This is a genomic window from Allobosea sp. Root381 (assembly GCF_001429395.1).
Taxonomy (GTDB): domain Bacteria; phylum Pseudomonadota; class Alphaproteobacteria; order Rhizobiales; family Beijerinckiaceae; genus Allobosea.
This window is the reverse complement of sequence record NZ_LMJT01000022.1, coordinates 62,154-78,512: the sequence shown is the minus strand read 5'-3', so window position 1 is coordinate 78,512 and position 16,359 is coordinate 62,154. Positions and strand designations below refer to the sequence as shown.

Sequence of the window (16,359 nt, the reverse complement as noted above, 5' to 3'; positions counted from 1 at the left end):
GCATGGCTTCGCTCGACTCCTTCAAAGCCCGCAAGACGCTCACCGTCGGCGGCAAGACCTACACCTATTACTCCCTGCCGGATGCCGAGAAGAACGGCCTGGCGGGCATCTCGAAGCTGCCCTTCTCGATGAAGGTGCTGCTCGAGAACCTGCTGCGCTTCGAGGATGGCCGCTCGGTCTACAAGGCCGACATCGAGGCCTTCGTCGGCTGGCTCACCGACAAGGGCACGGCCGGCAAGGAGATCGGCTTCCGTCCCGCGCGCGTGCTGATGCAGGACTTCACCGGCGTTCCGGCGGTGGTCGACCTCGCCGCGATGCGCGACGGCGTCAAGGCGCTCGGCGGCGACGCCCAGAAGATCAATCCGCTCGTGCCCGTAGACCTCGTCATCGACCACTCGGTCATCGTCGACGAGTTCGGCTCGCCCAAGGCGCTGCAGCAGAATGTCGAGCTCGAATACGAGCGCAATGCCGAGCGCTACAAGTTCCTGAAATGGGGCCAGGGCGCCTTCGACAATTTCCGCGTCGTCCCGCCGGGCACCGGCATCTGCCACCAGGTCAATCTCGAATATCTTGCCCAGACCGTCTGGACCCGTAACGAGACGATCGACGGCGCCGAGGTCGAGGTCGCCTATCCCGACACCGTCGTCGGCACCGACTCGCACACCACCATGGTCAACGGCCTCTCCGTCCTCGGCTGGGGCGTCGGCGGCATCGAGGCGGAAGCCGCCATGCTCGGCCAGCCGCAGTCGATGCTTCTGCCGGAGGTGATCGGCTTCAAGCTGAACGGCTCGCTGAAGGAAGGCATCACCGCCACCGACCTCGTGCTGACCGTCACCCAGATGCTCCGCAAGAAGGGCGTCGTCGGCAAGTTCGTCGAGTTCTTCGGCCCCGGCCTCTACAACCTGACGCTGGCCGACCGCGCGACGATCGCCAATATGGGCCCGGAATACGGCGCGACCTGCGGCTTCTTCCCCGTCGACGCCGAGACGCTCGACTATCTCACCACCACCGGCCGCGCCTCAGACCGCATCGCGCTGGTCGAGGCCTACAGCAAGGCTCAGGGGCTGTTCGCGACCCGCGAGACGGCCGACCCGGTCTTCACCGATACGCTCGAGCTCGACCTCTCGACGGTCCAGCCCTCGATGGCCGGCCCGAAGCGCCCCGAGGGCCGCGTCGACCTCTCCGCCGTCAAGGCCGGTTTCGCCGCCGCGATGGATAGCGACTACAAGAAGGGCGCCGAGATCGCCCGTCGCGTGCAGGTCGAGGGCGAGGATTTCGACCTCGGCCATGGTGACGTCGTCATCGCCGCCATCACCTCCTGCACCAACACCTCGAACCCCTCGGTGCTGATGGCAGCCGGCCTGCTCGCCCGCAACGCCGTCGCCAAGGGCCTCAAGGTCAAACCCTGGGTGAAGACTTCGCTCGCGCCCGGCTCGCAGGTCGTCGCGGAGTATCTCGCCAAGGCCGGTCTGCAGGAAGACCTCGACAAGCTCGGCTTCAACCTGGTCGGCTTCGGCTGCACCACCTGCATCGGCAATTCCGGCCCGCTTCCGGCGCCGATCTCGAAGACCATCAACGAGAAGGGCCTGATCGCGGGTGCCGTGATCTCGGGCAACCGCAACTTCGAGGGCCGCGTCTCGCCGGACGTGCAGGCAAACTACCTCGCATCGCCGCCGCTGGTCGTCGCCTATGCGCTCGCCGGATCGGTCCAGATGGACCTGACGACGCAGCCGCTCGGACGGGGCTCGGACGGCAAGGACGTGTATCTGAAGGACATCTGGCCCTCCAACAAGGAGATCCAGGACTTCATCGCCAAGAATGTGACGCGCGCCATTTTCGAGAAGAAGTACGCGGACGTCTTCAAGGGCGACGAGCACTGGCAGGCGGTCAAGACGTCCGAGAGCGAGACTTATGCCTGGGACGACGCCTCGACCTATGTGCAGAACCCGCCCTATTTCCAGGGCATGGGCAAGCAGCCGGCGCCGGTCACCGACATCAAGGGCGCACGCATCCTCGGCCTGTTCGGTGACAAGATCACCACCGACCACATCTCCCCGGCCGGTTCGATCAAGGCCGCCTCGCCGGCGGGCGCCTATCTCACCGAGAACGGCGTCGCCGTCGCGGACTTCAACCAGTACGGCACGCGCCGCGGCAACCATGAGGTGATGATGCGGGGCACCTTCGCCAACATCCGCATCCGCAACCACATGCTCGGCCCGAACGGCCGCGAGGGTGGCTACACCATCCACTATCCCAGCAAGGAAGAGCTGCCGATCTACGATGCGGCGATGCGCTACCAGCAGGAGAAGGTGCCGCTGGTGATCTTCGCCGGCGTCGAATACGGCAACGGCTCCTCGCGCGACTGGGCGGCGAAGGGCACCAACCTGCTCGGCGTCAAGGCCGTGATCGCGCAGAGCTTCGAGCGCATCCACCGCTCGAACCTGGTCGGCATGGGCGTGGTTCCCTTCACCCTCACCGAGGGCACGAGCTGGGCCTCTCTCGACCTGAAGGGCGACGAGACCGTCTCTATCAAAGGTCTCGCCACCGTGAAGCCGCGCCAGACGCTGGAAGCCGAGATCACCTATGCCGACGGCTCGGTGAAGAGCGTGCCGATCCTCTGCCGCATCGATACGCTGGACGAGATCGACTACTTCAAGAACGCCGGCATCCTGCACTACGTGCTGCGCGGCCTCGCCGCGTAAGCTTCAGCGTCATTCTCGGGCCGCGCATCGCGCCGGCCCGAGACTATCTCTCAGCGATGGTTCGCAGGACAGATGGTAGGGCTCAACCTCCCATCATACTCTTCGCTGCCCGCTGCAGTTGTCCTTGTTCCCCTTGCGGTGTAAGGGGGCGTCACAGTCATCCTTCGGCGGGCGGCTTGGGGCAGGCGCAGGGCTGAAACCCGCGCTCGGATGTCATCCGCCTTCAGCATCACGACGGGAGCACCCGCATGTCCGCCACTTTTGAGACGGTCGCCGGAATCATTTCCGAGACCTGCGATATTCCGCGCGAGAAGATCACGCCGCAGAGCCACGCCATTGCCGATCTCGGCATCGACTCGCTCGCCTTCCTCGACATCGCCTTCGCGATCGACAAGGCCTTCGGCATCAAGCTGCCGCTCGAGCAGTGGACGCAGGAAGTCAACGAAGGCAAGGCCCCGGCCGAGCAGTACTTCGTGCTCGAGAACCTCTGCCAGCGCATCGACGACCTGGTCGCCGCCAAGGCGGCCTGAACCAGACCGTCTGGTCGACCATCCCAGCCCGCATCCCGAGGCGCCGGCAACGGCTCCTCGGGATGCGGGCTATGGACGTTCGCGAACCGCGACCTTGAGCGGAGCGGCGTCAGCCGCTAGAGCATAGCCGCGTCGGAGCGGACTTCGACACGCGTCATCGACGATCGGAAGCGCATGCGCCTCGAATATTTCGACATGATCGACACGGTGGTGGCCTTCGAGCCGGCCGCAAAGCGCATCGTGACCCGCTCGACCGTACCGGCCGCCGATGCCAGCCCGGTCTTCGAGGGACATTTCCCCGGCCATCCTCTGGTTCCCGGCGTGCTGTTGACCGAAACCATGGCGCAGGCTTCCGGCTATCTCCTGCTCGCCCTCAACGGGCTGACGCAGATGCCGTTCCTGATGACGGTCGACAAGGCCCGCTTCCGGACCTTCGTCGAGCCCGATGCAGTGCTCGACATCACGGCCGAGCTCGTGATCGAGGGCTCCGGCTATGGCGCGACCAAGGCGAAGATCGCGATTGCCGGCAAGCCGATCTGCGATGCCGAGCTGCGCTTCCGCCTGATGCCCTTCCCTGCCGACATGCGAGGCCTGATGGAAGCGCGCCTCGCCGCCATCGGCCTTGCCCCGGAACAGGCCTGACCATGCAGCGCGACGTCGTCATCACCGGAGTAGGCCTCGCCTCCAGCCTCGGCGAAGGCATCGAGACCCATGCGGCCGCGCTCGGCGACGGCACGGCACTGGTCGTGGATACCACGAGCTTCGCGCCCTATCCGGTGCATCCGCTGAAGCCCCTCGAACTCGACCGGCAGATTCCGAAGAAGTCCGACCAGCGCCAGATGGAGCCCTGGCAGCGCCTCGGCGTCTACACTGCCGGCCTCGCTCTCGATAGCGCCGGGCTCAAGGAGGATGCCGAGGCCAAGGCCGCTCTCCAGGTCATCGTCGCGGCCGGCGGCGGCGAGCGTGATCACGCCGTCGACAGCGCCATTCTCACCGATATGCGCGGCGCCGGCGATCCCGGCTCCTTCCTCAACGAGCGGCTGATGGGCGATCTGCGCCCGACGCTGTTCCTGGCACAGCTCTCGAACCTGCTCGCCGGCAATATCGGCATCGTCCACGGCATCACCGGCGCCTCGCGCACCTTCATGGGCGAGGAACAGTCCGGCGTCGACGCCATCCGCATCGCCCATGCCCGCATCGCCTCCGGCCAGGCCGAAACCATCCTGGTCGGCGGGTCCTACAATGCCGAGCGGCGCGACATGCTGCTGCTGTTCGAGCTCGGCGGCTATCTGCGCCAGGGTGGTTTCGCTCCCGTTTTCGCCCGCGACGATGCTCCGGGCCTGATTTCGGGCAGCGCGTCGGCCTTCCTCGTGCTCGAATCGGCGGAGCGCGCCGCCGCTCGTGGCGCCCGTGCCCATGCCAGGCTCGGCGCCGTTGCCGCCGCCCGCTCGAAGCGACAGCCCGGCACGGTGGAAGCGGCACTGCGCGGTCTGCTCGCCGAGCTCGGCACTGTCTCGGCCGGTGCTCTCGCCATCTCCGCCGCCACCGGCGTCGCCGGCATCACGGCGGAGGAAGCAGCTGCCATCGCTTCGCTGCCGCAGGCGCGCCGCGTCGCGACGGGCGATCTCGTCGGCCATGCCGTCGAGGCCGCTTTCCCCGTCTCGGTCGCTCTTGCTGCGGCAGCCCTGTCCAAGGGCCAGACGCAGGAGGCGGTCGTCACCGGCGCCGGCCATTGGCGCGGCGAGGGCGCGGCCCACCTGCTCAAGGCGTGAGGACGCTGCCATGAACGCGATCAACCCCGCCTCCGCGCATCGCGACTCGAAGGGTCGCCCGCTCGTCGCCGTCACCGGCCTCGGCATCGTCACCTCGCTCGGCCAGGGCAAGGAGACCAACTGGGAGGCGCTGACGGCCGGCAAGTCCGGCATCCACCGCATCGAGCGCTTCCCGACCCAGGGCCTGCGCACCACGATCGGCGGCACGGTCGACTTCCTGTTCGACGGCTCCTTCACCGCGCCGCAGCTCTCCGAGAAGCTCGCAACCCTCGCGGCGCAAGAAGCGATCGGCCAGAGCGGCCTCGGCCAGCCCGGCGATTTCCCGGGCGAGCTCTTCATGGCAGTGCCTCCGGTCGAGATGGAATGGCCGCAGAAGCAGGAGATGGCGGCAACCGTAGAGGGCGACGTCGACTACGACGTCCTGCTCAAGGTGGCGAGCACCGGCAAGTTCGCGCCGATGCACGAGCTCTTCGTCTTCGCCGGCGTCGCCGACCATATTGCCGACCGCTTCGGCACCCGGGGCTCGCCGATCTCGCTCTCGACCGCCTGCTCCTCGGGCGCGACTGCGATCCAGATGGGCGTCGAGGCGATCCGCCGCGGCGAGACCTCGGCCGCGCTGTGCATCGGCACCGATGGCTCGATCCATGCGGAGGCGTTGATTCGCTTCTCGCTGCTCTCCGCCCTCTCGACCCAGAACGACCCACCGGAAGGCGCCTCGAAACCGTTCTCAAAGAATCGCGACGGCTTCGTCATGGGCGAAGGCGCGGGCGCGCTGGTGCTGGAGGATTACGACCATGCGCTGGCGCGCGGCGCCACCATCCTCGGCATCGTCGCCGGCTGCGGCGAGCGCGGCGACGGCTTCCACCGCACCCGCTCGAGCCCGGACGGCAAGCCGGCCATCCTGGCCATGCAGGACGCGCTGGCCGATGCCGGGCTGACGCCGGACGACGTGGACTATATCAACGCGCATGGCACCTCGACGCCGGAGAACGACAAGATGGAGGCGATGAGTTGCGCCGCCGTCTTTGGCGAGCGCATGCCGAACCTGCCGATCTCGTCCAACAAGTCGATGGTAGGCCACACGTTGACTGCGGCAGGCGCCGTCGAGGCGGTGATTTCCTTCCTGACCATTGCCAACGGCACGATTCCGCCAACCATCAACTACAACGTACCCGATCCGGCAATCGCACTCGATGTCGTGCCCAACACGGCCCGCGAGGCGAAGGTGAAGACCGTGCTCTCGAATTCCTTCGGCTTCGGCGGCCAGAATACCTGCCTCGTCCTGACGGCGCCCCCGGAGGCGGCATGACCAAGATTCTCGTCACTGGCGGCGCGAAGGGCGTCGGCGCGGAGATCGTGCGGGCGCTTGCCGCGGCCGGGCACGATGTCGACTTCACCTATCGCTCCTCGGGAGAGCAGGCCAAGGCGCTGGCAGAAGAGATCGCCAGCGCCCATCCCGGCCGCGGCATCACCGCGCTGCCGCTCGACCTTTCCGACAAGGCCGCGCTCGACGCCTTCTGCGAGGCGCGCGAGGACGAGTCCTATTTCGGCCTCGTCCACAATGCCGGCCAGCCCTATGATTCGCTCGCGGCGATGATGGCGCAGGACAAGGCCGAGGCGGCCATGCAGGTCAATTTCTGGGCCTTCACCCGCCTCGCCAAGAGCGTGATGCGGAACATGATCCGCGCCCGCACTGGGCGCATCGTCGCGATCGGTTCGGTCGCGGCACTGCGCGGCAACCCGGGCAACGCGGCCTATGCGGCGTCCAAGGGCGCGCTGATCTCCTACGCCAAGACGCTCGCGGTCGAGACCGGCAAGCGCGGGGTCACGGTCAACATCATCGCGCCGGGCTTCGTCGACACCGACATGATGGCGCCCTACGCCGCCTATCGCGACAAGATGCAGGCGCAGATTCCGGCCGGACGCTTCGCCAAGCCGCAGGAAGTCGCGGGCCTCGCCGCCTTCCTGATGAGCGAGCCAGCAGCCTATATCTCCGGCACGGTGCTGCCGATCGACGGCGGGCTCACCGCACAGCTCGGCGTGCATCGCTGATCGGCCGGTCCCGAAAGGACGAGAAGTTTCATGCGTTCCCTCCAGCTCCATGGCGACCGCGACCTCCGTCTCGAGGAGATCGAACCGCCGCCGCCGCCCGCCGCCGGCGAGGTCCAGATCCGCATCCGCGCCGTCGCGCTGAACTATCTCGACGTCTGGGGCTTCCGCGGCATGGCCTTCGCCAAGCGCAAGATGCCGCAGGCGGCCGGCGTCGAGGCTTCCGGCGAGATCGTCTGCGTCGGCGAGGGCGTGACCAACCTTAAGGTCGGCGACACGGTCACCGCCTATGGCGCCGACACCTGCGGCCAGTGCAAGGCCTGCCGCGAAGGCCGCGACAATCTCTGCGAGAACGTCGCCGGCATCATGGGCTTCCACATCGACGGCTTCGCCCGCGAGCTTCTGAATCGCGAAGCCCGCCTCGTGATCAAGGCACCGCCCGGCGTCTCCTTCGAGGATGCCGCCTGCGCGCCGATCGGCTTCGGCACCGTCCAGCACATGCTGTTCGACAATGCGAAACTCGAGCCCGGCGAATCCGTGCTGGTGCATGCCGGCGGCTCCGGCATCGGCACGGCCGCGATCCTGATGGCCAAGGCGATCGGGTGCACGGTCTACACGACCGTCGGCGACGACGAGAAGGGCCGCAAGGCCAAGGAGCTCGGCGCCGATCATGTCATCAACTACAAGACCGAGCGTTTCGAAGGCGAGGTCCGCCAGCTCACCAAGCGCAAGGGCGTCGACGTCGTCTTCGAGCATGTCGGCGCCGACACCTGGAACGGCTCTCTGCTCTGCCTCAAGCGCGGCGGCCGGCTCGTCACCTGCGGCGCGACCTCGGGCGCCTCGACGACGATGAACCTGATGCAGCTCTTCCAGCAGCAATACCGTATCACCGGCTCTTTCGGCTGCCGGATCGAGAACATCGCCCAGTCCCTCGAGAAGATGGCCGGTGGCATGAAGCCGGTGATCGACTCGGTGTTTCCGCTCGGCGATTTCGAGAAGGGTTTGGCGCGTCTCGAGGGCCGGAAGGTCTTCGGCAAGGTCATCGTGACCTTCTGAAGCGCCGTGCGGCAACGCGACAAACCGGCCTCGCAAACCGGCGAAGCTTGACGAAGCCGTTTTCCTGCCGCAAGTCGCAGGTCCTGCCCGGCCTTTCGGGCGTTCGAGGGCCGGACCCATCTTGAGACGATTGAAGACGCTCGCCACGCGTGCCGGTGCGATGGCGATGATCGGCCTGGTCCGGGCCGTGTTTGCATTCCTGCGCCTGCTCGGCCCCGAGCGCGCGAGCGATCTCGGCGGCTGGCTGCTGCGGACGGCGAGCCCGCTGATTCCGGTGAACCGCGTCGCGCTGGCCAACATCCGAGCGGCCTTCCCCGACATGCCCGAGCCGGAGGTGCGCCGCATCGCACGTAGCGCCTGGGAAAATCTAGGCCGGACCGTCGCCGAATACGCTCATCTCAGGACCCTGTTCGACTACGACTATCACAACCCCGACGCCGCCTCTCGGGTCGAGGTCAGGGGTATCGAGCATTTCGTCGCCCTCAAGGACGACGACAGGCCCGGCCTGATCTTCTCCGCCCATCTCGCCAACTGGGAGCTACCGGCGATCTGTGCCGCCGCCTACGAGCTCGACACCACCGCCGTCTTCCGCGCGCCCAATGACCCGGCGATCGCCAGCGTCGTCCACGAGATCCGCTCCGGCGCCATGGGCGGCCTCGCCGCCGCCAAGCAGGGCGCCGCCTTCGCCATGCAGGGCGTGCTCGAGAAGGGCGGCCATCTCGGCATGCTGATCGACCAGCATTTCACCCGCGGCGTCGTGGTGCCCTTTCTCGGGCGCCCGGCCCTGACCAACCCGATCATGGGCAAATTCGCCCGTCGCTTCGAATGCCCCGTGCATGGCGTGCGCGTCGTCCGGCTGCCCGGCCAGCGCTTCCGGCTGGAGCTGACTCCGCCGCTCGACCTGCCTCGCGATGCCAGCGGCGAGATCGACGTCCAGGGTGCGATGGCGATGATGACGGCGGTAGTCGAGGGTTGGGTGCGCGAGCATCCCGAGCAGTGGCTCTGGATGCATCGCCGCTGGCGACCTAACATGATCTCGGCATCTGCCGCCGAATCCGGCATGACTGTTGTGCGTGAGCCGGCTTTCAAGGCAACGTGATTTCCAAGTGAGGTGGATTAGGCGCTTTGGTAACCCTGAGACCTAGAAATCTCCCCGAGTTCGAATCATGATCGTTCTTGCACGCCTTGTGTCAGCCGCCATCGCCCTGCTTCTGCTGGGCGGCACGGTCGTGCGCGCCGAACCTGCCGAGACGCAGCCGAAGGCGGTCGTCGAACTCTTCACCAGCCAGGGCTGCTCCTCCTGCCCGCCGGCCGATGCGCTCTTCGTCGAGTTGGCCCGCAATCCGGAGCTGATCGCGCTGACGTTGCCGGTGACCTATTGGGACTATCTCGGCTGGAAGGACACGCTCGGGAAGGACAGCTTCGCCAAGCGCCAGAAATACTACGCCAAGGCCCGCGGCGACGGCCAGGTCTACACGCCGCAGGCGGTGATCAACGGCTCCTCCCATATCGTCGGCTCCGACAAGGCCGAGATCGAGCGGGCCGTGAAACCCGCATCCGGCACTGGCTTCGTCGCGGCGCTCAAGCTCTCGGAGGAGGCCGGCAGCCTTCGCGTCCGGATAGCCCCGGTCGATCGGCTGAGCGAACGCACCGCCGGCGTCTGGCTCGTCTCCACGACGCGCATGGTGACGGTGCCGATCGCGCGCGGCGAGAACCAGGGCAAGACGGTGTCCTATGCCAATGTCGTGCGCGGCCTGACCCGGATCGGCGACTGGAACGGCAAGGAGGCGGAGCTGACGGTTCCGCTTTCGGCGATACAGGTGCCCGAGGCTGATAGCTATGTCGTGCTCGTCCAGGCTGACCAGCCCGGCAAATACGGCGTGATGCCCGGCCAGATCCTCGCCGCCGCGCGAAGCGCGCGCTGAGCCGCTTTCAGAGCATCACCACCTTGTTCGGCAGTTCATCGACATCGTCGGCACTGCGCGGCGCGTGGCGCGCCAGGACGGAACCGACCACGCGCACGGCATCGATCAGCCCCTCGCGCATCCGGTCCTCCCGGGCCGCCACGAGCACCGATGCGATGATCTCGTCCCAGACCTTCTGATCGACCTTCCCGTCGAGGCCGGTATCGACGATGATCTCGGCATAGCGCTCCTGCAGGGCGACATAGAGCAGTACGCCGCTGCGCAGCCGCGTCCGGGTCATGCCTCGGGCGGTGAACTCGCGCAACGCCGCATCATGCGCGCGCCGCCGCTTGACGAAACCCGGCACGAAACGTCCCCCGCGCCCGTACCAGAGTAGCGTCGCGAGCAGCAGCGCCGCGCAGATCAACTGGATCAGGAAGATGCGCGGCGCACTGATCGTCGTCAGCGAAAGCAGCGGCCAGGGCACAAGCAGCGCCAGCGACAGCGCCAGGACGACCGGGGTCGTACGGTAGCTCGATGCGGCATGGTCGATCACCACGACGATCTCCGCCGCCGTCGCCTCCTCGGCCTGGCGAACGGCCTCCGCGATCGCGTCCCTGTCAGTTGCGTCCATTACCAGTCTCCCGAGGCGCCGCCGCCACCCGACGATCCGCCGCCGCCCGAAAAGCCTCCGGAACTCGACCCCGAACTCCAGCCACCGCCACTGCCGCCGCCCCAGCCCGATCCCGCACTCGGCGGCAGCGCGACCCAGCGCCCGTTGCGCAGCCGATGGCGCCTGCTGCCGCCCTGCCGCATCGCCTCGCGCAGGATCGAGACGATGATCAGGAAGATCACCACCATCGCGACGATGGTGGCGAGGTCTTCGGCAAATGTGCTCTCGTCGTTGCGTAGTTCCGCCCGGCGCTGCCATTCCTCGGCATCGCCGGCGAGGATGCTCAGGATCGCGTCGACGCCGCCATCGATGCCACCGGCGAAATCGCCCGTCTTGAATTTCGGTGCCACCGCAGTCGTGATGATTACCTTGGAAAGCGCATCGGTCAGCGCGCCCTCGAGGCCGTAGCCGACCTCGATGCGGACCTTGCGCTCATTCGGCGCGACGAGCAGCAGCACACCGTTGTTGTTCTTGGCCTGGCCGAGCTTCCAGAACCGAAACAGGCCGTTGGCGAAATCCTCGATCGGAACGTCCTGCAGCGAGGGCACCGTCGCGACCACGAGCTGGTCGGAGGTCTTGTCCTCATGCGCCTTGAGCTTGGCCTCGATGCGCTGGCGCGCTGCCGGCGCGATCAGGTTCGCGCCATCGACGATCCGCCCGGTCAGCGCCGGATAGCTCGGGTCCGCAGCGAGCGCGAGGCCGCTCCAGAGCAACAGCAAGAGAGCGCCGACCTGCGACAGGAGACGCCAGGGCTGGTTCAGGCGCATGGCCCGGCCTCGCCGATTGCGCTCAGAATTTCACTGCAGGCGGGCGTTCCGCTCCGGCCGTCGCCGAAAAACTCTCCATCGGCTTGGCGCCCCAGAACAGCCGCGCCCAGATCACGCCCGGGAAGGTACGAATTTCCGTGTTGAAGGCCTGCACCGCCTGGATGTAGTCCCGCCGCGCCACCGCAATCCGGTTCTCAGTACCTTCGAGCTGCGACTGCAAGGCGAGGAAGTTCTGGTTCGACTTCAGATCGGGATAGCGCTCGACCGTGACGAGGAGGCGGCCGAGTGCGCCGCTCAGCTGGTTCTGCGCGTCCTGGAATTCCTTGAATTTGGCCGGATCGGTGATCGTCGAGGCATCGACCTTGACCTGCGTCGCTTTGGCGCGGGCCTCGATCACCTCCGTCAGCACCTCGCGCTCCTGTGCAGCGTAGCCCTTCACGGTCTCGATCAGGTTCGGAATCAGGTCGGCACGGCGCTGGTACTGGTTCTGCACCTCGCCCCATCTCGCCTTGGCCTGCTCCTCGAGCGTCGGCACGTTGTTGACGCCGCAGCCGGCGAGCACGAGGCTGAGCAGCGCAGCGGCTGCGACAGCGGCGGAGCGGCGGAAAGGTCGAGAAAGCACGAGCAGCATGCCGGAGCCCCTTGGCGGCAGGAAGATCTAACCCGAACCTTATCGCGACCTCATGACGGCTCCAAGCCGCATCCCGGCAGTGGCCCCTCGCACCGAAGGCGGGCATGGCCCTGGCTCCTCGTTCCGCGCTACCTTCCGCCTGGAACGCCAAAATCGGGAGGCTTGATCATGCGTCTTTCATCGATAGCGAGGCACGCTTCCTGCCGGGTCGCCCTCGGCCTGCTGCTGGCGCTGGCCTCAACCACAGCAGGCTTGGCTCAGCAACTGGCACCGGCTCCCGAAGCCGCGACCGGCCGTATCACCAAGATAGCGGGCACGGCCCAGCGCTTCATGGTCGCGGCCGCCAATCCGCTGGCAGCCGATGCCGGACGCGAGATCCTGCGCGCAGGCGGCAGCGCGGCCGATGCTGCCGTCGCGATCCAGCTCGTCCTCAACCTCGTCGAACCGCAGAGCTCGGGCATCGGTGGCGGCGCCTTCCTGCTGCATTGGGACGAGGCGGTGAAGCGGCTGACCACGCTCGACGGCCGCGAGACCGCCCCCGGCGCCGCGAAGCCGGACCGTTTCCTCGGCCCCGACGGCAAGCCGATGCGTTTCGTCGACGCCGTCGTCGGCGGCCGCTCTGTCGGCGTGCCCGGTACGCTGAAGTTGCTCGAGGAAAGCCATCGCCGCTGGGGCAAGCTGCCTTGGGCTCAGGTGATCGAACCGGCGATCCGGCTCGCGGAGCAGGGCTTCACGATCTCGCCGCGCCTGCATGGCCAGTTGTCCGGCGAGCGCAATCTCGCCAAGGACCCGCGCGCCGCCGCCTATTTCTACGAGGCCGACGGCCGGGCAAAGTCGATCGGCACGCTGCTGCGCAACCCGGCCTTCGCGGCGACCCTGCGGAGCATCGCCCAAAAGGGGACGGAAGCCTTCTATTCCGGCGACATCGCGCAGGACATCGTCGCAACCGTCACCGGCCACCCGACCAACCCCGGCGACATCACGCTGGCGGACCTCGCAGCCTACAAGATCGAGGAGCGCGAGCCGGTCTGCGGGGCTTATCGCGTCTGGCGGATCTGCGGCATGGGGCCTCCGAGCTCGGGCGCCATCGCCGTGCAGCAGATCCTCGGCATTCTCGAAACCCGCGACCTCACTCGGCTCGGTCCCGGCGCCGAGGCCGCGCATTGGTTCAGCGAGGCGGGGCGGCTCGCCTTCGCCGACCGCAATCTCTACGTCGCCGATCCGGCTTTCATCAGCGTCCCGACCGCCGGTTTGATCGATGGCGCGTATATTCACTCACGCGCCGGCCTTGTCAGCCCGGAACGCTCGATGAGGCGCGCCAAGGCCGGGGAGCCACCGAATCGGCGCGCGCAGCTCCTTGCCCCCTCAGCCGGCGTCGAGAACGGCACCAGCCACATCTCCATCGTCGATACGAGCGGCAATGCCATCGCCATGACCACGACGGTCGAAAGCGAATTCGGCGCCAAGCTGATGACGGCCGGTGGCTTCCTGCTCAACAACGAGCTGACCGACTTCTCCTTCGTCCCCGAGGAGGACGGCAAGCCGGTCGCCAATCGCGTCGAGCCCGGCAAACGCCCGCGCTCATCGATGGCGCCGACGCTGGTCTTCGACGCCTTCGGCCGGCTCTATGCCGTGGTCGGATCGCCCGGCGGCAGCCAGATCATCGGCTTCGTCGCCAGGACGCTGATTTCCCTGTTGGACTGGAAGATGGATCCCCAGGCCGCTGCCGATTTCGGCAATTTCGGCAGCCGCAACGGCCCGACGGAGCTGGAGAAGGGGACTGAGGCCGAGGCCTGGAAGGGAGCGCTCGAGTCGAAGGGCCACGAGGTGCGGCTCATCGAGATGACCTCGGGCATCCAGGCCATCGTCAAGACGCCGGAAGGCTATGTCGGCGGAGCGGACGGCCGGCGCGAAGGCGTCGCGATCGGCGATTGAGCCCTTCCCGCACCGGAGCCGGAAAATAGCGAGGCGGGAGCACGGCTTTCACCGCGCTCCCGCCTCTGCACGACGGCTGCTCGGTCTCACCGCCCCGCGGCGATGGCCGCGACGACGCCCGTCGCCATGCTCAGCAACAGGTAATTGTTGTCGACCCGGACCCAGGCCTGCCCGCGCCCCGGCGTACGCAGCCCATGCCGGCGATAGTCGCTGACGTGGCCACGGCTGCGCCAATTGTCGACGCGATGACCCTTCGCCCAGCGATACCGGCGGACCTCTTGGTGGCGGACATGACCACGCGCCGGAACGTGAATGACCTTCCGCTCGACAATAACCTTCTTCTGAACATGGGCGCGACCATGTTGCGGGCCGTGATGACGCGGCTGAGCAACGGCGGCCGAAGAAACGATAATCGTGAGACAAGAAGCAGCAATAAGCGCGGTTCTGAACATAGCTAAACTCCAATCTTCAGTGGATTAAGCCTACGCTCTGAACGTGAACCAAAACTGAATAATCACATTAATGTATTGTAATGAAAGGGATAGCTTGTCATGAGGCTCCTTTAGCCTCATGGGGGATCCGCTAAGGCAGAGCAGACGTAGCGGGCGAGACGGCGCTACAGCGCCTCAACCACGCTCCGCGGCGCGTTCGCCGCCGGCACCACGCCCGGCGATCAGCCAGTAGACGAAACCGGTGGCGGCGCCGACCAGCACGAGCGCACCCAGGACCTGCACCTCCTGCCCGCTCGGCGCGCGCGTCAGGCCGAGCAGGGCCAGCGGGAGCAGCGCCGCCAGCAGCCCGGTCAGTCCGCTCTGGATCAGCCCGCTGCGCAGCCCGAACAGCTCCGAGCCGACCGCGACCAGCACGACTGGCAGCACGATGATCGCAAAGCCGAGTCGGCTGATCAGCGCAAAGGCAGCCTGCGCCGTCGGCGTCGGGTCGATGCCGCTGTCGGCGAGCCCGAACAGGATGTCGAGCAGCCGCTCGACGCCGCCGCCGATCAGGAGCGCCAGCGTCGGCTCGACCGCGGTCGCGATCATCATGGCGAGCAGGCCGGCGGCCATCGCCATCACCAGCGCGAACGGGATCAGCAGGAGCCAGCGCAGCATGAGGATCAGCCGGCGAGCGCGGTGTCGGTGGCTTCGCCCTGGTCCAGCATCAGCCGGGCACGGGCCGAGAGCTTCTCGGTCTCGCTCTTGAGCTGGCCGCAGGCGGCGAGGATGTCACGTCCGCGCGGCGTACGCACTGGCGAGGCATAGCCGGCGCGGAAGACGATCTCGGAGAAGCGCTCGATCCGATCCCAGTCCGAGCACTCGTATCTCGTGCCGGGCCAAGGGTTGAACGGGATCAGGTTGATCTTGGCCGGAATGCCCTTGAGCAGCCTGACCAGTTCGCGCGCCTCCGCGTCGGAATCGTTTACACCCTTGAGCATGACGTATTCGAACGTGATCCGCTTGGCGTTCGAGAGCCCCGGATAGTTCCGGCAGGCCTCGAGCAGATCCTTGATCGGGTACTTCTTGTTGAGTGGTACGAGCTCGTTGCGCAGATCGTCGCGCACGGCGTGCAGCGAGATCGCGAGCATCGTGCCCATCTCGGCACCGAGCGGCTCGATCTGCGGCACCACGCCAGAAGTCGAGACCGTGATACGGCGCCGCCCGAGCGACAGGCCCTGATCGTCGGAGATCACCGCGATCGCGTCGCGCACGCCATCGAAATTGTAGAGCGGCTCGCCCATGCCCATGAAGACGATGTTGGAGACGAAGCGCCCGCCATCCTTTGGCACGAAGGCGCCGTCCGGGGCTGCGCGGTTCGGAAAATCGCCGAGCCTGTCGCGCGCCACCATCAGCTGCGCGACGATCTCCTCGGTCGTCAGGTTGCGCACGAGGCGCTGCGTGCCGGTGTGGCAGAAGGTGCAGGTCAGCGTGCAGCCGACCTGGCTGGAGACGCAGAGCGTGCCGCGGTCGACCTCGGGGATATAGACGCACTCGATCTCGGCGCCGCGGTCGCGCGGTCCGGTCGAGGGCATGCGTAGGAGCCATTTGCGGGTGCCGTCGGTCGAGACCTGCTCGGCCGTGACCTCGGGCAGGTCCAGCGTGAAGCGCTCGGCGAGCTGCCCGCGCAGGCCCTTGCCGATCGTCGTCATCGCGTCGAAATCGCGCACGCCGTAATGATAGATCCAGTTCCAGAGCTGGCCGACGCGCATGCGCCGCTCCTTCTCCGGAACGCCGATCTCGGCCAGCGCCTGGCTAAGACCTGCGCGCGTGCGCCCGGCGAGCGAGGGACGCCGCAAAACGGGTTCGGCCGCTGGCGCGGCGGTTTCAAGAACGGACAGGGTCATCG

General features: G+C 67.0%; 16 protein-coding genes. 10 read left to right on the top strand and 6 right to left on the bottom strand.

Annotated features, from left to right (window positions below; all coding sequences use genetic code 11):
• The first annotated feature begins 2 nt into the window (after positions 1–2).
• The 9 genes from acnA (at position 3) to ASE63_RS17135 (ending at position 10,034) form a co-directional block, all read left to right on the top strand.
• Positions 3–2,702 (top strand): aconitate hydratase AcnA, encoded by a 2,700-nt coding sequence (gene acnA / locus ASE63_RS17175; RefSeq protein WP_056803831.1) that lies wholly within the window; start codon positions 3–5, stop codon positions 2,700–2,702.
• A gap of 248 nt (positions 2,703–2,950) precedes the next feature.
• Positions 2,951–3,232: an acyl carrier protein gene (locus tag ASE63_RS17170; RefSeq protein WP_056803828.1), complete on the top strand. Its 282-nt coding sequence runs from the start codon at positions 2,951–2,953 to the stop codon at positions 3,230–3,232.
• 174 nt (positions 3,233–3,406) lie between these two features.
• Positions 3,407–3,874, top strand: coding sequence for a 3-hydroxyacyl-ACP dehydratase FabZ family protein (locus ASE63_RS17165; RefSeq protein WP_056803825.1), 468 nt, complete (start codon positions 3,407–3,409; stop codon positions 3,872–3,874).
• 2 nt (positions 3,875–3,876) lie between these two features.
• Positions 3,877–5,004, top strand: a complete 1,128-nt coding sequence (locus ASE63_RS17160) for a beta-ketoacyl-ACP synthase (protein WP_056803823.1) — start codon at positions 3,877–3,879, stop codon at positions 5,002–5,004.
• Between the two features lie 10 nt (positions 5,005–5,014).
• Positions 5,015–6,313: a beta-ketoacyl-ACP synthase gene (locus ASE63_RS17155; RefSeq protein ID WP_056803820.1), complete on the top strand. Its 1,299-nt coding sequence runs from the start codon at positions 5,015–5,017 to the stop codon at positions 6,311–6,313.
• Positions 6,310–7,056 (top strand): SDR family oxidoreductase, encoded by a 747-nt coding sequence (locus ASE63_RS17150; RefSeq protein ID WP_056803818.1) that lies wholly within the window; start codon positions 6,310–6,312, stop codon positions 7,054–7,056. The genes ASE63_RS17155 and ASE63_RS17150 overlap by 4 nt, the downstream gene beginning before the upstream one ends.
• Before the next feature lie 30 nt (positions 7,057–7,086).
• On the top strand, positions 7,087–8,109 hold the full coding sequence (locus tag ASE63_RS17145; protein ID WP_056803814.1) for a zinc-binding dehydrogenase: 1,023 nt from the start codon (positions 7,087–7,089) through the stop codon (positions 8,107–8,109).
• Between the two features lie 121 nt (positions 8,110–8,230).
• Complete coding sequence (locus ASE63_RS17140) at positions 8,231–9,208, top strand: lipid A biosynthesis lauroyl acyltransferase (RefSeq protein WP_280137448.1); 978 nt, start codon at positions 8,231–8,233, stop codon at positions 9,206–9,208.
• Between the two features lie 67 nt (positions 9,209–9,275).
• Positions 9,276–10,034: a DUF1223 domain-containing protein gene (locus ASE63_RS17135; RefSeq protein WP_082610044.1), complete on the top strand. Its 759-nt coding sequence runs from the start codon at positions 9,276–9,278 to the stop codon at positions 10,032–10,034.
• 7 nt (positions 10,035–10,041) lie between these two features.
• On the opposite strand, the gene ASE63_RS17130 is transcribed toward ASE63_RS17135, so the two are convergent.
• The 3 genes from ASE63_RS17130 to ASE63_RS17120 are packed head-to-tail and all read right to left on the bottom strand — an operon-like array spanning position 10,042 to position 12,084.
• Positions 10,042–10,647 carry a TPM domain-containing protein gene (locus ASE63_RS17130; RefSeq protein WP_056803808.1) on the bottom strand — a complete coding sequence of 202 codons (606 nt, stop codon included), beginning with the start codon at positions 10,645–10,647 and terminating at the stop codon, positions 10,042–10,044.
• Positions 10,647–11,453 carry a TPM domain-containing protein gene (locus tag ASE63_RS17125; RefSeq protein WP_056803805.1) on the bottom strand — a complete coding sequence of 269 codons (807 nt, stop codon included), beginning with the start codon at positions 11,451–11,453 and terminating at the stop codon, positions 10,647–10,649. The genes ASE63_RS17130 and ASE63_RS17125 overlap by 1 nt, the downstream gene beginning before the upstream one ends.
• A gap of 22 nt (positions 11,454–11,475) precedes the next feature.
• Positions 11,476–12,084: a LemA family protein gene (locus ASE63_RS17120; RefSeq protein WP_056803802.1), complete on the bottom strand. Its 609-nt coding sequence runs from the start codon at positions 12,082–12,084 to the stop codon at positions 11,476–11,478.
• A gap of 168 nt (positions 12,085–12,252) precedes the next feature.
• Between ASE63_RS17120 and ggt the strand changes: the two genes are divergently transcribed.
• Positions 12,253–14,019 (top strand): gamma-glutamyltransferase, encoded by a 1,767-nt coding sequence (gene ggt / locus ASE63_RS17115; RefSeq protein WP_056803798.1) that lies wholly within the window; start codon positions 12,253–12,255, stop codon positions 14,017–14,019.
• A gap of 86 nt (positions 14,020–14,105) precedes the next feature.
• Here ggt and ASE63_RS26690 read toward each other — a convergent pair whose 3' ends face one another.
• The 3 genes from ASE63_RS26690 to rlmN all read right to left on the bottom strand — a co-directional run bounded on the left by ASE63_RS26690 (position 14,106) and on the right by rlmN (position 16,357).
• Positions 14,106–14,471 carry an RcnB family protein gene (locus ASE63_RS26690; RefSeq protein ID WP_082610043.1) on the bottom strand — a complete coding sequence of 122 codons (366 nt, stop codon included), beginning with the start codon at positions 14,469–14,471 and terminating at the stop codon, positions 14,106–14,108.
• A 174-nt stretch (positions 14,472–14,645) separates the two neighbouring features.
• Positions 14,646–15,128 carry a hypothetical protein gene (locus tag ASE63_RS17110; RefSeq protein ID WP_056803795.1) on the bottom strand — a complete coding sequence of 161 codons (483 nt, stop codon included), beginning with the start codon at positions 15,126–15,128 and terminating at the stop codon, positions 14,646–14,648.
• Between the two features lie 5 nt (positions 15,129–15,133).
• On the bottom strand, positions 15,134–16,357 hold the full coding sequence (rlmN, locus tag ASE63_RS17105) for a 23S rRNA (adenine(2503)-C(2))-methyltransferase RlmN (RefSeq protein WP_056803791.1): 1,224 nt from the start codon (positions 16,355–16,357) through the stop codon (positions 15,134–15,136).
• Positions 16,358–16,359: the final 2 nt, after the last annotated feature.

What these genes read in the sequence shown, in the direction of transcription:
- ASE63_RS26690 (WP_082610043.1), bottom strand. Translation starts at nt 14,471, where the DNA reads ATGTTCAGAACCGCGCTTATTGCTGCTTCTTGTCTCACGATTATCGTT.
- rlmN (WP_056803791.1), bottom strand. Translation starts at nt 16,357, where the DNA reads ATGACCCTGTCCGTTCTTGAAACCGCCGCGCCAGCGGCCGAACCCGTT.
- ASE63_RS17170 (WP_056803828.1), top strand. Translation starts at nt 2,951, where the DNA reads ATGTCCGCCACTTTTGAGACGGTCGCCGGAATCATTTCCGAGACCTGC.
- ASE63_RS17165 (WP_056803825.1), top strand. Translation starts at nt 3,407, where the DNA reads ATGCGCCTCGAATATTTCGACATGATCGACACGGTGGTGGCCTTCGAG.
- ASE63_RS17135 (WP_082610044.1), top strand. Translation starts at nt 9,276, where the DNA reads ATGATCGTTCTTGCACGCCTTGTGTCAGCCGCCATCGCCCTGCTTCTG.
- ASE63_RS17130 (WP_056803808.1), bottom strand. Translation starts at nt 10,647, where the DNA reads ATGGACGCAACTGACAGGGACGCGATCGCGGAGGCCGTTCGCCAGGCC.
- ASE63_RS17145 (WP_056803814.1), top strand. Translation starts at nt 7,087, where the DNA reads ATGCGTTCCCTCCAGCTCCATGGCGACCGCGACCTCCGTCTCGAGGAG.
- ASE63_RS17110 (WP_056803795.1), bottom strand. Translation starts at nt 15,128, where the DNA reads ATGCTGCGCTGGCTCCTGCTGATCCCGTTCGCGCTGGTGATGGCGATG.
- acnA (WP_056803831.1), top strand. Translation starts at nt 3, where the DNA reads ATGGCTTCGCTCGACTCCTTCAAAGCCCGCAAGACGCTCACCGTCGGC.
- ASE63_RS17125 (WP_056803805.1), bottom strand. Translation starts at nt 11,453, where the DNA reads ATGCGCCTGAACCAGCCCTGGCGTCTCCTGTCGCAGGTCGGCGCTCTC.
- ASE63_RS17155 (WP_056803820.1), top strand. Translation starts at nt 5,015, where the DNA reads ATGAACGCGATCAACCCCGCCTCCGCGCATCGCGACTCGAAGGGTCGC.
- ASE63_RS17160 (WP_056803823.1), top strand. Translation starts at nt 3,877, where the DNA reads ATGCAGCGCGACGTCGTCATCACCGGAGTAGGCCTCGCCTCCAGCCTC.
- ASE63_RS17120 (WP_056803802.1), bottom strand. Translation starts at nt 12,084, where the DNA reads ATGCTGCTCGTGCTTTCTCGACCTTTCCGCCGCTCCGCCGCTGTCGCA.
- ASE63_RS17150 (WP_056803818.1), top strand. Translation starts at nt 6,310, where the DNA reads ATGACCAAGATTCTCGTCACTGGCGGCGCGAAGGGCGTCGGCGCGGAG.
- ggt (WP_056803798.1), top strand. Translation starts at nt 12,253, where the DNA reads ATGCGTCTTTCATCGATAGCGAGGCACGCTTCCTGCCGGGTCGCCCTC.